Consider the following 14024-nt stretch of genomic DNA (forward strand, 5'->3'; position numbering starts at 1 on the left):
TGGGGATTGCCAAGTGGTTCTCAGGCTGGGGGATAGAAAAGACTGATCAAGTGGAGGGGAAGAAACCCAACTCCTCGGCGCCTTCTAAAATAGCAGCCTCCTTCTCACTTAAACGAGAAGGAGGCGGAGGCAATACCACCTAGTTGTTCGGGAAGAAGTCGATTGGGAAAAGAATGGTGATCGTTGGAACACCGGCCTTCTCGCCAAAATTAAATCGCTTCACCCGCGCTACAATCTTGGCGTTGAGTGCAGGCGAATCCATATCGCTGGACTCCACTTCCGCAAGGGATACCGAGCCATCAGGCTCAATGGTAATCCTCAAGACCATCTTACCCTGCAAGGCGGGGTTGTTACGCAGTTCACGGTTGTAAATGCGATACAGCGAAGCCTTATAGCGGTCGAAGACAATCTGGATTTCCTCGTCGGTACGAGACGGACCCACACCATCACTGAGCGGTCGGTCCTCGCCGGCGAAATCACCTTCTGTGCCAATGGAGCTCTCCACTCGCGAGAAGGCTACACCACCCAGGGATGATCCAGTACCACCCACATTGCGACTAAGCTCTGCAGTATTAATACCACCACTACCCGCAGTTGCCGCTGCAGTAATCAGCGAACGCTGACTACGGTTTTCCTTCTTACCTGCAGTGCTGAGCTGTGTTTGTTGGCCCAAACGATTGTCCAGGTCATCCTGAATAAGATCCTGGAAATTATCCTTAAAGGCGAGAACACCCGCACGCTCAGCTTTCTTACGCGCTTGTTTTTTCTCCACTTTGGATGGTTTCGGATCCTGCTTGGCCACTTTCTGCTCAGGCTTGGTTTCAGGTTTTTTCTCCTCTTTCTTGGGCTTGGCTTTTTCTGGCTCAGGTGGTGGCTTGGGTTTGGTCTTCTTCTCGATTACCAATTTGGCCAGGCGCTCGGGTATCTCCACTATCTGTGTTTCGGGTTCAGGCAAGGTATATAGAGGAACCAGATAACCCAACAGTGCCGCAATAAACAGTGATGCGAATACACAAATACGGAAGCGCTTTTCATCCTCACCCTTGGTATGCCAAGGCATTTCCATCGGGCGAAAAGTGGGCTGCTCATATTCACGGGTGATCTCGAATTCAAACTTGGATTCCTCTTCCTCACGGCGCAGCTCATCAGCGCGCTCATCGAGGGCAAAGATCTCCTCATTGCAGTATTCGATATTATCCAGGATATCCCTACGCTTCTGATGAAGCTGATCCAGGCTTTCGTTATAAGTACGAGTTGACGCCCCAATCCGTACGATAACCTGCTGGGAAGCATCGGTCCGATAATTCTCAGCCCAAAACAATTCACCTGCGCCGATGTCTTCGAGTTTTCCAAGGCGCTCAGAAATTTCATCGAGCAACTGGTACTTGGAACCATCGACTTGCAATTCAGCCAGCTTCTCTTCGATCTGCCGCTGCTCATCCTCGAGCAGATGCATACGCTGGCGAACCGTATCAAGCGCCTCGCTGACCGCCTGCTGTTGTTGAAGAAAATTACTCACAAACTTCCATTAACCCTGAGATGCTTTCTGAATTACCGCCAGTGATACCTTGGTGTAGCCCGCTTCGGTGCAGCTGGACATCACCTTTTTCAGCAAACTGAACGGAATGCCCCTGTCCGCAAGAATATTCACTTCGGGTGGCTCCGGTCCCTGCTCACCTTCCATTTCAGCCTCGCCCTCATTTTCTGCGGCAGAGGCCTGGGCTATACCGATTGCCTTACCCAGCTCTGCGGTCATGGCCTGCTTAATAACATCAATCACAACCTCTTCACTTTCGAGCACCTCACTGGTTGCGATAACAGATTTGGATTCCACCAGGATCTCCTCTGCAGTCACCATCAGGGTTACGGTTTCCCTGGGTTTGGTCTCAACCACCGAATCCGGCAATGTAATCACCTTGGGGGGCTCCAGCGCTTCGTTACTGGAAGTATTGGTCAACAGGAAAAATACCAGGATAGTGAACACATCCATCAGGGATGTCAGATTCATGCCTGAAGTTTTTTTACGCTTATGGCTGCGAGCCATGCGCTTCATTCGTCGGCTTTCATGTCTCACGGCGCATCTCCTATGGAAATATCAGGAAACAAAATCACCTTCTCCACAGCTTCCGGATCACTGGGGTCACTGCCTTCAACCCGAACTTCTGCACCACGCACGGTATCCATGACACCCACAAGATGCTCATAAGCAATATCCGCCTCCATCAATAAAATGGAGTCTGTTTTTTCCGGATAACTGGCTTTCACCTGCAATAAAAACTCAGTGAGTTTTTTCAGGTCGTACACTTCAGCTGTCGGTAATACTGCGAGGTCCGTATTCTGCCCATCGGCTTCCACTACAGTCACACCCGGCTGGACAGTCTCCCTTTCTTCAGTGGCATTCAAATTAGGGAAACGCGCAATTACTTTCTCACCATCGCTGATTTCCAGAGCCTGCTTTCGCACCACTACTTCCACGGTCACTGTGGGGTCATCCGGTGCACCACCGCCAGCCCCGCTCGGCATATTCAGTTCCAGGATTGTTACCCGTGAAAACACCGCCGACACCAGTAGGAAAGGTACCAGTACCACCATCAGGTTAAGGAAGGCGGTAATGTCCAGCTCCGGGGCTTCTTTGTCTCTCCCGTGACGCCGCCTTCTCATTATGCAGTTTCCGTTTGCAATTCTTCGGTTTCGACTTCATTCGCAGATTGCTCGCCAGGCTGTTTTTCTGGCTTGGGTGCATCCATTTCGAAGCGACGACGGGTTGAGCTGTCAATCAGGTTGGAAGCTTTTACAGAGACCATTTCCAGGCTATCGATAATTTGACCGGTCAGGGAGTTGAGCAGTGCGTGCACTATCAACAGGGGAATACCGGTCATCAGGCCAAAGGCGGTGGTGTTCATCGCTACGGAAATACTGGCAGAAAGTAAATCAGCTTTTTCCGCCGGGTTGGCATTGGCTACCGCAGTAAAGGCTTCGATCAAACCCATGATGGTACCGAGCAGCCCCAGCAGCGTGGCGATGTTGGAAAAGAGCGCAACATAAGGTGTGCGTTTTTCCAGCTGAGGTGTTATCTCCATCATGCTCTCTTCCATCGCGATCTCGATATCTTCGCGACGACGCACCGCACCCTGGCGTGCCAGACCCATGGACAGCAGTTTACTCACACTGGAGTTATCCTGCTTAACCAAGTTGCGCGCGCGATCAAAATCCCCGGAGGCGAGAACGGGTTGTAATTTATCCCACATGGCACGGTTTGTATGGCGCTCATAATGCAGGCGAATAAATCGTTCAATCGCTACGGCGCCGCCCAAAGCGGCAACGACAAGAATGGGGTACATAAAAGTACCGCCCGTCTGGAAAAACTCGATGACGCTGTTAAAAAAGTCCATTACAAACCCTCTTGAGAAATACTGCAGTAATTTGTTGCTGCTCCAGTCTTACCCGGAGAAAGGACGGCGTTAATCGCCGGACAGGCTGAGCTGGTAGAACTCCAACTCACGCATGAAAACTTCCTTGTCAAGCGGCTTAAGTTTGTCATCCATCAGACTGGAGACAAGATCGCTTTCGACACCGACTTCGGAACTTTTCCAGGGGACAATATAGAGAGACTTGGGAGCTTCCTTGTTACCGATAATGGAAATACCCGATAGCTCTTTGATCTTGGAGTCCACTTTCTTTTCCTTGGACTCATTTTCTTCTTCACTCCCGGACTGCGCAAAGGCAGCGGGGAGAGTTGTGAAACAGACAACCAATAGCAAAATCCATTTAAACTTCAATATCACTTGCCCGCTCTCCGCTTAAGATCCGCCAGCCAGATGGAAACATCCTGGTCCTCTGGCTCCAGTTGTACATATTGCTGGAATTGTGCCAGAGCACACTGGAGATCTTGCAGATAGAGATCACACAATATGCCGAGATTTTTTATCAAAGGCAGGTATTCGGGGTTTTCTGCCAAAGCATTCACATAAATTTTCCGCGCATCCGCAAAACGCCCCTGCTTGCGATAGAGCACTGCCAATTCATTGGTTGCGACCGGGTGTTTCGTATCCAGCTCGAGAGCCTTCAGAAAAGCTGTCTCCGCGTCTTTCTCACTTCCTACCTGATAATGAGCAATTCCCAGGTTGATATAAGGGGCCGGAAGGCGCTGCTCCCGCTCCACCACCGACTGCAAAAGCTCAATAGCAGGCTCGTACCTATTTTCGGCCAAGTATTCCAGTGAGCGCTCAAAGTCCCTATTAACACTGCCCGAAACCTTCACCGAGGAATAGTCAGAAATTTTTCCCGTCTTGGTTTGGGTGCCCGCACAGGCCGTGAAAAGCAGTGCAAGCCCCAGTAGAAAAAATACTCTCAATTTTGTATGCATAACCTTCAGCCCCGCACCTTAATGCTACTAGCTCGAACCTTTTATTTATTACCGCGTCGGCAGTTGCCCTTACTGACCGGAGACCGCTTCACCAGGGCCCAGCTGCTCAGGTGCTGGCGGCAGCGGTACAATACTTTGCAGATACTGCCCTGCTTCCTCGGCCCTTGCATACCGGGCCGGCATCAATCCAGCAAGCTTATCGATACTCCTGTCAATCCAGGGGTTATAGATACCTACCCCCAGAAGCTCGACATTTTTCTGGTGGACCGAGATCGCCTTTTCCTCAAATGGGTAAATCTGATCCTCCAGAGCCAGCTCGTATTCCTCCAGTTCCAACGCATTTAAATTAGTAGGCCGCTCGGAATCTTTGAGAGACTGACTGAAATGCAAATAGATTTCTGCAAGATAATAAGTCGCCGCGGCAGTGACATCTGCAACCTGGTAATCAATCAAATCTGTGAAAGTGCTGATAGCTGCTTTCATCCGCTTGCGCTTCAAGTTCAAATTCTTTTCAATGGGCTTCACCAGGGCTATCTGGGTAAAGGCAGCGTAACTCGGCTCGGCAAGTTGCAGTGCTGCATTACCTGCAAGGTAGCGGGTGCGATCAGTACGCTGTGAGCCACCGCGCAATTCAATACGGACCATCTCACGAAGCTCTTTCATATAGAGCTTTTCATTCCCACCTGCTTTATAGATATCGGCGATTCTCTGCCGTGTTTCGAGAGCAGGCTCCATGGGGTTGGGGAAAAGGCCCACATAGCGGCGCAACACTTCCAGAGCTTTTTTGCTGTCTTTTGCTGCACTGTACAAATCCGCTGCCTGGGTCAAGGCTTCGCGGCGGATCTCCTCATCCTCAGACTCGCGCTCAATACGCTCAAATTCCGCCGCAGCCAGCAGTAATTCACCACTCTCCTGGTACACCACTGCTAATTTCTTGGTTACGTCTTTTGCCAGTTCATGCTCAGGGAAGTTAGTGCGAAAATTGTTGAGCACTGTCGCAGCCTGGGTCCAGTCTTTCAGGATAATCAGGGAAGCGGCGGCATCATACTCTGCCGTAGCCAGCAGGGTTGCCCCGGGAGCAGCGGTACGAATACGCAGGAAGTGTCCAGCAGCTGCCGCATGATCTTCCTGCGTACGGGCCATATCGCCCTGCTGGTAAATCGATGCTGCCAAGTTATCGATCAGTCCAGCGCGATCTTTAGCATCCGCAGCGGTAAGAGTCAGGGTTTCCCCATAGGCTACTTCAGCATCCTCAAACGCCTGAACATCAAACGAGGCATGTGCTACAAGCATCCAGCTGGACCGGCGAATCTCCTGTTCCGCCGCCGGGAATTTCTCCAGCAATGATCGGCCGTTTTCGATAGTGGGGGTATAGTCCTTGAGGCCATACAAGTCCTCTACTGCACCTAACATCACCTGCGGTGCCTTCCCATGCGCAGGGAAAGTATCAGCAAAAGTCAGAGATGAACGGATAATCTCGCGTAATAAAGGAGCACGCTGGTCTGCCGAAGCTTCTTTCAGGTTATTTGCCAGGTGTTCGCGGTAAGCGTAGACGGCCGCATATCCCGCCTCACTGGAATCCTTGTGGGCCGGATATTCATAAGCTGTGCGCTCATACTCCAAAGCGGAGCTATGGAAATCCCTATTCTCCAGCATCAAGCCGGCCAGCTGGTAATTAATCTCCGGTGCACGCTCAGTTTCACGGAAGGATTCCAGGTAGCTGCGATACCAGTGAATTGCTTCACGATAGTGCTCGGACTTTTTATCCTTCAGCTTCTTGTTCTGGTAAGCCGCATGATAGTGGCTGGCGAGGTCAATCAGGTTTGCCTGCAGGAACTCGACCACCTCTCCGTATTCATTGATATCGAATACTGTCCAGTATTCAGCTTTGAGGGCATAGGTGTTGGCAAAGGATTTCTTGGCTTCAAGTACCAGCTTGGGAAAGCCACCCTTCGCGTAGATTTCAATTACGCGAATAGAGAAATCTGCAGAAACCTTGTGCAGGGGATTACGCTCAACAAAAGCAGTGTAGGATTTTGCCGAGTCCTGATAGCGACGCTTATCCAGGTAGTATTCGCCCAGATGGCTGTACACCAGGTACTCGTACTGGCGCGCCCCCTTGCGGGAGAAATAGTCGACAATCGAATCGGGACCTTCCAGGTAAGAGAAGCTCAAGCTCACCACACGGAAGGTATCATCGATATGCTTTCGCTCTACCTCGTTGGTCTGCTGGTCGAAGTCATAACCTTGGGAAACTTTGTAATCGAGCATGGCGATATAATCATCCAACGCCATCTCGTACATGTCCTGCTTGAACAGGGACCAACCGCGCTTGTACAGGGCCAGCTCATAAAAGCTGGAAACCACTCCGATATTAATCACCTTACCGTAGGCTTCCTCAGCATCCAGGTATTTCTTACGGGTAAAGTAATACTCTCCCAGACGGAACCAGGATTCATCAATGTGACGGGAGTCTGGATATTTGGCAACCAACTGTCGCAAAACATCCACTGCATTTTCAATCTGTCCCGCCTCTTCATAGGCTCGGGACAGCTGATACATCACCTGGTCGTTGCGGTCGTACAGCGGGTATTTTTTAAGTAGATCGAGATATAGGTTAATTGCTTCCCGGGCATTGGCAGACATCAGCGCATCGGGATCATCCGCAGGCAGTGGCAATGCAGAATTGTCTGAGGCAATCTCAACATTGCCACTGGCACGCGCCTCAAATTCATCATCAGACTCTATCGCACCTGAGTTTTCCCCTGCCACCTGTTGGGCCCGAGTAACCGGTGCGGCGACTTCGGCGGGTGCATCAAGGGTATTCTCCGCGGAAATTTCCGCTGCTTCTATAGCAACTACCGCTCCACTCGTACTAACCGCGCTGGCACCACTGGCGATTCCATCAATAGCAGCATCCTCAGCCCGGTGCGCCTGTTTAATTTTCAGGTCGGCAATTCGACGCATCGCCTCCGGGGTGAGATTCGATTCAGGCGTTTCCTGTAGGTAACGTTGGTAACTGGCGAGGGCTTTCTCCAGGCTTCCGTCGATATACTCCTCTTTAATTTCAATATCGACATTTTGCAGGCTGCCAATAGTCTTGCCGCTATTCACGGCACAGGCATTGAGCATCAGTGCAGCAGTGGAAGCCAGTACACATCGACGCGCAATAGTCATACTCAGCAGACTGGAATTAAAGCAAGGCATCAGGCTTCCCCTCCATCACTCACTTCGACTTCCGCATCCAGTTCGGGAAGATTTTCCTTTGGCAGGGATTCGCGGTGCTGCTCAATTTTGAGCTGGTCCTCACGCTGCTCCTGCAATTCATTGGCACGGTCATAGCTGTCGGCCAAGGCAAATCTCGCTTTGATTTGATAGCTTTCCAGCTGGGTACGACGGCGCTCCAACTCCTGGATTGCCAAAGCCTCCAACATACTGCCCTGACGTGCCATCAACATTTCCAGGCGCTGTTGGCTGCTGCGGATCTGCGCACGCAAGCGGGTAATCTCTTTGTTGTAGCCGGTGTAACTATGTGTGGCCGCCTGGCGGCTACGCACATAGGACTGGTAAACCACCTGTAGCTTTTCAATTTCTATATTGAGTTCCTGCAGGTGTTTATAAGCTTCTGTAAGCCGCTGGTCATACTCAGTGGAAAGGCGAAGATCTAAAACACCCTGCAGGCGCTCTACCCGGCTACGCGTCGCCTCGGTAAAGCCCTGCGGACGCTCTGTGATCTGTTGATGCAACTTCATCAACTCCAGGCGTGCCTCCTGCTCATTTGCGGTGGCAAGATATTCCGGGCGGCGAGAAACCAGCATCTGTTCAATACGGCTGGCAAATATATCCCGCTGCTCAATACGTAGTTTGATACGGGCATCCAGCTTGCGAAATTGCTCGTCGAGCTGCGGCAACAGGGGTTCGTAATAAGCCCTGCGGATACTGATAATATCTTCGTAGGCGCTAAGGCTTTTGAGCCACTCTTCATTGCGCTCAAAGAGATCGTTTAGGTCGCGGTAGTTTCGCAGGAATTCCTGATAGTCATTGGATGCCATCAGGTCGAGGAGATAATGAGTCTCAGGGGCATCTGGCAGGTTGCGCAGTGCCACCACCCAGTTCTGTACCTGGGTTGCCTCTTTGCGGCGCAATGCCTCAAGGAACTTGCCTTCTCGGATACTGTTGATCGAAGCGGTCAACGTATCAATCTCATTGCCGAATGAATCCAACGCACGACCATAATTAATTGCGGCTGTACTGTGTACATCCAGCTTGCCATAGGCATAGGGTACGGCGAGCATGGCTTCATGTACGGATTCATTGGTGCCTTTGCGGTTTTGCAGCATTTTCCAGGGCACCAATGCTCTCCCATAGCGACCGGCACGTGCCTCGACCCAACCAGCGCCCAGCAACGCCCGATTGGAAAACGGTCCTTCGAGATTGACGCGGTCAAAATATGGGCGAGCCAGTTCTAATTCACCGGCCTCCATTAAATGCGAACCTAGCAATAAATTGGTTTTATCATACAGCGCCTGCGCGGCGGGCTTGCTGCTGCTCTTCTTACCCAAGGCAGTCAGTTCCAGTACACCACGGGTTTCTTCGCCAGACTTTAACTGGGCGATTCCGAGGTTGAACTCAATAAACCCGGCAAGGGATTCTTCCCCCTTCAAGTCTTTTAGTAATTCCACCGCTTCATCAAAGCGCCCCAATTGCATAAATACCCGCGCACGTAAGAACTGTTCTTCCGCACGCACACGCTCGGGTACACGCCCTTCTATCATTTCCAGAGCATGCAAGGCATTCACTGGTTGCTGCTTGTGGTAATGAATTTTGGCGAGGCGATAGGCAGCCTCATTGCGTACCGCCTGAGAAACATTACCTTTAAGCACGGCTTCAATTGCGCGCCCAGCCTCCCGATGCATGCGATAGGAAAGCTCCAGGTCGCCCACGGAAAATTCTGCCTGCCCCAGATGCGCACTGAATGGGTCCAGCTCCGGCTGATCCAACCGATAAAACTGGGCCAGCTCTGTATCCAGAGCCACAATCGCATCAAAAAAGTTTTCCTGGTGAGCATGAAACATGGCAGCACCAAAAAACAGGTCGCGCAGCTCCTCACGCTCTTCGGCATTAACCACACCTACGAGGATAGGCAAAGTACACAGGGAGGCCGCCAAAGCTCGCAGTATTGCTTTAGCCGGGACCGGCAGTAGCGACAGCAGAGATGTACACATGGTTACCAGTCCTTGAAGTTAATCTCAGACTCGGCTCCTAAGATGCTGATCTCAACAAATTTCGGCCCCACAGCCTTATCTACCTGGTAAGAAGCTTCGGCCCGATACTCGCGGCCGGAGGGTGTTTTACCGATGAAGCGGACTTGCAAAGGATGCGCGCCAGTCTGGACGTTACCGGTATATAATTTTTGCACGCCACCTTTTTGTAGGGATTCGATTTCGCGATAGGTATATAAATGGTGCGCAACAATTTCGCCGTTTAGCCTGACCTCTACAGATTCCAGCTCAAAGGGATGCTCATCGGCAACAGAGACAAAAAAGGCCACTTGTGAGTTAGAGGGAAACAGTAGTTTCTCTTCCAGCTGCGAGAGAGTCGCAGTCAGGTCGATCACATCCTTTTTTACATCCTGGATTTGCTCATCCAGACCACGAATATCATCGCGACTGACATTTTGCGCAGAAACCACGCTTGCCAATAGCAGCAGGATTGTTACCTGTAGAATTCTGAACATGTGATCTACCTCTGACCCTACCTTTAACAATGAAACCAGCGATGCGGAAGACCCTTGCGGGCCACATTGAAATGCCTGTACACAGGGACCCTTCAGCCAGCGGCATTGTATTGAATACAGGAATCGGCAGATGTGAGGAAAGTCAAATCTAGCGAAACAGACAGGTGGGAATTTTTCCGATTTTAGAGGGGCGCAGGGCAGGAAAGTGTGAAAGAAATCACGTATTTTATCTATGCGATGGCCAAGCTCTGATTACTATAAAACAGCTTGCATTACCTTAAGATTGTGCCACTTATTGATAAACCTACAATAATAAAACTTTTGTACTGTAAGAGTTTATCCGGCCCCTTAACTTGACCGCCCCTGTTTTTGGGGCGGTATTGATATCAAATCAAATTATCTATTTTAAGAGCTTTACTACCCACTTAAGCATTAGCTGACTCCCCCATGGATACAATAACCTTGCCTTTCGCACGACCGGTTTCCAGGTATGAAAGCGCCTCAAGGCTCTGTTCAAAGGGGTAAATCTTATCAATAACAGGGCTGATAATATTGTCCCGACAAAGGGAGCCCAATTCCTCAAGCTGCGATCCGTTTGCCTCCATAATCACCATCCGGTAGAGCGCTGTCTTTTCCTTTGCAGCCTTCATTACAGAACGTGCTTTAAGCCTGAGCAGCTTGCGCAGGAGCCAGCCGATACCAAATTCCTTCGCCGTCTGAGGGTCCAATACACCGGAGATTGAGACAACCCTTCCGCCCCGCTTCAGAACTTTAAAAGCATCGAGCGTGTATTGCCCACCCAGGGTGTCATAGACCACATCAATATCAGAGAGGAGATCCAGGTAATTTTCCTTCTTATAATCAATTACCTGATCCGCGCCCAGTTCGCGTACCCACTCAACATTGGCGCTACTTGTTGTGGTAATGACATAGGCCCCATAGGCCTTGGCGAGTTGAACTGCCACAGAACCGATACCACCGGAACCGGCATGAATCAGTACTCTCTCACCTTTTTTCAGGCCGGCAACCTGAATCAGGGCCTGGTAGGAAGTCAGGCTCACCAAGGGGATGCTGGCAGCCTCCTCATGCGTCAGATTTTTTGGCTTTCTCGCCAGGTGTGAGGCATCCACGCTCAGGAAATGCGACAGTGTTCCCACATGATCCTCCCCAACGCGGGCGAAAACCTCATCGCCGGGCTGGTACGCTGTAACGCCACCGCCTACAGAAACCACTACGCCACTGAGATCGCGACCAATCCCTACCGGAAGATCCAGCTTTTTGACGGCCTTCATATCGCCACGCATCACCATCAGGTCAATCGGATTGATACTCGCTGCATGGATTCGTATCAATACTTCACCTGTTCCTGGTGTCGGCAAGACCGCCTCACCAAAAGCCAGGCTGGTGTTGATATCACCATAGCGAGTTATTTTAAGTGCTTTCATAAATATCTCTGGTCATCCGTTCATTTGATGTCAGCGATAGTGCCCCCCGCCCACCTTGGGAAACAGATGACAATAGGTGGAAGTCTTTTGTCTTTTTGACAACAATAAGGAGAAATACTGGGCGGTATGATCACTTGGGGAGGTAATTATGGACAAAATCAGGGCGTTACGTTACTTCAAGCGAGTAGCAGAACTATGTAGTTTCACTGCCGTGGCCGAGGAGTTTGACGTACCAGCTTCCTCCATCTCGCGCAGAGTCCGCGATCTGGAGCATTCCCTGGGTATTGAATTGTTACAACGCAGCACTCGCCAGGTTGAGGTGACTGAACTGGGGAAACTCTACTACTCCATGATCGGCGAGGCCATTCGCCAACTGGAACAAGCTGATGAACTGGTCAGCCAGACTTTTGAGGCTCCTAGTGGACTTGTTCGAATCAGCTGCCTCCCCTCCTATGGTGAGCAACACCTGACTCCCCTGCTGGAGCAGTTTGCCCAACGCTATCCGGATATTGTCTTTGACCTGCACTATAGCGACGATCTCACCCAGCTGGGTAAGGACCCGGTTGATATCGCTATACGCGGAGGCTACGCTCCTGACGAACATGTTATCGCCAAGCGCTTGTCAAAAAACGAATTCTCACTAACCGCTTCACCTGAATATCTCAGCTCCCTGAAGCAAGAATTTCCCCTAAACAAGCAAGCCATAGAGTCCGCAAACGCATTGCAATACCGGGGCCCCAAAGGGCCTATTGACTGGCACTATTTCAACGGCAATTACTGGGAGCCAATCGAGCTTACCACTCACCTGATCAGTAATAATGGCAAAGCCCTACTGGCTGCCGCTTTAAATCATCGCGGTATGTTCTGTGTGCCCTCATGGAGTATTTGTGAACACATAGACTCTGGCGAGCTGGTAGAAGTGCCTACCGAGGGCAAGGTATCGGTTAGTCCCGGAGGGGACATTGGCATTTTTCTACTCTACGAACGCAGCAAATATCAGATCCCCAAAATTAAACTTTGCGTGGACTTTATATATTCAAATTTGGGCAAGCTGTAAAAATATCGAAAAATTTACTCAACACGACTTTCCGGGGTGCCCCTGGCAATAAAAAATACCCCAACTATCAAGCTAGCAAAAACCAAAAATGCATTTAACAAAAAGGCCCGACCAATACCAGAGATCATATCTGGAGCAAATGCCACCACCACAGCATTCAGGCCCAACCCCAAAGCGCCACCCGCAACCTTAAACATAAACAGGATTGCGCTGGCAAGGCTCTCCCGTCCAGGCTCGACTATTGTTACAACCAGGGTTGTTGCGGCAGGGTTAAACAACCCCAGACCAAGCCCCAACAATACTAAACCTGGAACAACATCTATGTAACGTGATTCACCCGATATAGCAGAAAGTGATGCCATACCTGCCCCCATCAGGAAAATCCCCACACAAATTATAAGTTTCGGCCCCAAACTTAAATAGACTCTCCCCGATAAAAACGAGATAAAGACGAAGGAAATCATTAGTGGCAGTAGCGCCAAGCCCGAATCAAGAGCCGAGAATCCGAGCACTTTAGAGGAATACTGAGGCAAATAAAGAATCACTGAAAAGAAAACAACCGATGTAACAAAACTAATGGCACCCACTACTGTAAATTTTGCGTTAGTAATTACATCACCGGGAATCAATGCATCCCTGCCTTTCTTTACTTCCAAAAACAAAAAGATCACAAGAGAAACAAAAAAAACGAAGAAAAAATACAATGTATATAAGCGATTGAACCCGATCTCCGCGGCAACATACATACCAAACAAAAGACTAAACACTGACACCATTAGCATAATTACACCGGCATAATCGACCCTGACCGATGATTTAGTTGGCGTATCCTGTGGAACAAACTTCCAGCAAAGAAATACAGATAACAGGGTTAGGGGTATATTGATCAGGAAAATCCACCGCCACCCCCATAGATCAGACAGTGTTCCTCCCAGAATTGGCCCTATTGCATTTGCCAAACCACATACCGTCATCACCAACCCACCTACCTGGCCAGCCCTGCTGGGTGGCACCAATGTATAGGCAATTCCCAGAATTGATGGCCACATCAGTGCAGCCCCAGCCCCTATAACAATTCTAGAAATCAGCAAGGTTGGCGTATTAAAGGATAAGCCCCCGATCAACGAAAATAACAGAAAAATAGTACTACCAATAAAAAATAGCCTACGGCGCCCATAGATATCAGCAAGACGTCCACCCGTAACGATCAATACCCCAAACATCAGCCCATAGCCATTGATAATCCATTGGGAGGTAGTGATATCAATATTAAATTCCTGTTCAATCGCGGGAATTGCAGGAGAAAAAGCCGTGAAATCAACAGTGACAAGGAATAAAGCGAGGTTGACTGCCAAAAAGCCCAATTTCTGAGACTTCGAGAGCGTCATCTGGAAATATGACATAAACAGCAGCCTTACC

The 14024-nt window shown here is 50.1% G+C and carries 12 protein-coding genes; 1 reads left to right on the forward strand and 11 read right to left on the reverse strand.

Features of this window, described 5'->3' with window-relative positions; genetic code table 11:
• Nucleotides 1–139: 139 nt before the first annotated feature.
• The 10 genes from ACJJI7_RS20825 to ACJJI7_RS20870 form a co-directional block, all read right to left on the reverse strand.
• Nucleotides 140–1519 carry an AgmX/PglI C-terminal domain-containing protein gene (locus ACJJI7_RS20825; protein ID WP_282953117.1) on the reverse strand — a complete coding sequence of 460 codons (1380 nt, stop codon included), beginning with the start codon at nt 1517–1519 and terminating at the stop codon, nt 140–142.
• A gap of 9 nt (nt 1520–1528) precedes the next feature.
• The gene (locus tag ACJJI7_RS20830) at nt 1529–2074 is read right to left on the reverse strand and encodes an ExbD/TolR family protein (RefSeq protein WP_282953116.1); all 546 of its coding nucleotides are present in this window, start codon (nt 2072–2074) and stop codon (nt 1529–1531) included.
• On the reverse strand, nt 2071–2661 hold the full coding sequence (locus ACJJI7_RS20835) for an ExbD/TolR family protein (protein WP_444901297.1): 591 nt from the start codon (nt 2659–2661) through the stop codon (nt 2071–2073). Before ACJJI7_RS20835 ends, ACJJI7_RS20830 begins: the two co-directional genes overlap by 4 nt.
• Nucleotides 2661–3392 carry a MotA/TolQ/ExbB proton channel family protein gene (locus ACJJI7_RS20840; RefSeq protein ID WP_020413199.1) on the reverse strand — a complete coding sequence of 244 codons (732 nt, stop codon included), beginning with the start codon at nt 3390–3392 and terminating at the stop codon, nt 2661–2663. Before ACJJI7_RS20840 ends, ACJJI7_RS20835 begins: the two co-directional genes overlap by 1 nt.
• Nucleotides 3393–3461: 69 nt before the next feature.
• On the reverse strand, nt 3462–3785 hold the full coding sequence (locus ACJJI7_RS20845) for a hypothetical protein (protein WP_020413200.1): 324 nt from the start codon (nt 3783–3785) through the stop codon (nt 3462–3464).
• Nucleotides 3782–4366 carry a tetratricopeptide repeat protein gene (locus ACJJI7_RS20850; protein WP_020413201.1) on the reverse strand — a complete coding sequence of 195 codons (585 nt, stop codon included), beginning with the start codon at nt 4364–4366 and terminating at the stop codon, nt 3782–3784. The genes ACJJI7_RS20845 and ACJJI7_RS20850 overlap by 4 nt, the downstream gene beginning before the upstream one ends.
• 69 nt (nt 4367–4435) lie before the next feature.
• On the reverse strand, nt 4436–7573 hold the full coding sequence (locus tag ACJJI7_RS20855) for a tetratricopeptide repeat protein (protein WP_020413202.1): 3138 nt from the start codon (nt 7571–7573) through the stop codon (nt 4436–4438).
• Nucleotides 7573–9591, reverse strand: a complete 2019-nt coding sequence (locus ACJJI7_RS20860; protein ID WP_020413203.1) for a tetratricopeptide repeat protein — start codon at nt 9589–9591, stop codon at nt 7573–7575. The genes ACJJI7_RS20855 and ACJJI7_RS20860 overlap by 1 nt, the downstream gene beginning before the upstream one ends.
• 2 nt (nt 9592–9593) lie before the next feature.
• Nucleotides 9594–10103 carry a hypothetical protein gene (locus ACJJI7_RS20865; protein ID WP_020413204.1) on the reverse strand — a complete coding sequence of 170 codons (510 nt, stop codon included), beginning with the start codon at nt 10101–10103 and terminating at the stop codon, nt 9594–9596.
• A gap of 425 nt (nt 10104–10528) precedes the next feature.
• Complete coding sequence (locus ACJJI7_RS20870; RefSeq protein ID WP_020413205.1) at nt 10529–11548, reverse strand: NADP-dependent oxidoreductase; 1020 nt, start codon at nt 11546–11548, stop codon at nt 10529–10531.
• A gap of 148 nt (nt 11549–11696) precedes the next feature.
• Between ACJJI7_RS20870 and ACJJI7_RS20875 the strand changes: the two genes are divergently transcribed.
• The gene (locus ACJJI7_RS20875) at nt 11697–12605 is read left to right on the forward strand and encodes a LysR family transcriptional regulator (RefSeq protein WP_282953109.1); all 909 of its coding nucleotides are present in this window, start codon (nt 11697–11699) and stop codon (nt 12603–12605) included.
• A gap of 14 nt (nt 12606–12619) precedes the next feature.
• Here ACJJI7_RS20875 and ACJJI7_RS20880 read toward each other — a convergent pair whose 3' ends face one another.
• The gene (locus ACJJI7_RS20880) at nt 12620–14008 is read right to left on the reverse strand and encodes an MFS transporter (protein WP_282953108.1); all 1389 of its coding nucleotides are present in this window, start codon (nt 14006–14008) and stop codon (nt 12620–12622) included.
• Between the last annotated feature and the right edge of the window lie 16 nt (nt 14009–14024).

This window comes from Microbulbifer variabilis (assembly GCF_056232115.1).

What these genes read in the sequence shown, in the direction of transcription:
- ACJJI7_RS20875 (WP_282953109.1), top strand. Translation starts at nt 11,697, where the DNA reads ATGGACAAAATCAGGGCGTTACGTTACTTCAAGCGAGTAGCAGAACTA.
- ACJJI7_RS20870 (WP_020413205.1), bottom strand. Translation starts at nt 11,548, where the DNA reads ATGAAAGCACTTAAAATAACTCGCTATGGTGATATCAACACCAGCCTG.
- ACJJI7_RS20850 (WP_020413201.1), bottom strand. Translation starts at nt 4,366, where the DNA reads ATGCATACAAAATTGAGAGTATTTTTTCTACTGGGGCTTGCACTGCTT.
- ACJJI7_RS20860 (WP_020413203.1), bottom strand. Translation starts at nt 9,591, where the DNA reads ATGTGTACATCTCTGCTGTCGCTACTGCCGGTCCCGGCTAAAGCAATA.
- ACJJI7_RS20865 (WP_020413204.1), bottom strand. Translation starts at nt 10,103, where the DNA reads ATGTTCAGAATTCTACAGGTAACAATCCTGCTGCTATTGGCAAGCGTG.
- ACJJI7_RS20840 (WP_020413199.1), bottom strand. Translation starts at nt 3,392, where the DNA reads ATGGACTTTTTTAACAGCGTCATCGAGTTTTTCCAGACGGGCGGTACT.
- ACJJI7_RS20880 (WP_282953108.1), bottom strand. Translation starts at nt 14,008, where the DNA reads ATGTCATATTTCCAGATGACGCTCTCGAAGTCTCAGAAATTGGGCTTT.
- ACJJI7_RS20835 (WP_444901297.1), bottom strand. Translation starts at nt 2,661, where the DNA reads ATGAGAAGGCGGCGTCACGGGAGAGACAAAGAAGCCCCGGAGCTGGAC.
- ACJJI7_RS20855 (WP_020413202.1), bottom strand. Translation starts at nt 7,573, where the DNA reads ATGCCTTGCTTTAATTCCAGTCTGCTGAGTATGACTATTGCGCGTCGA.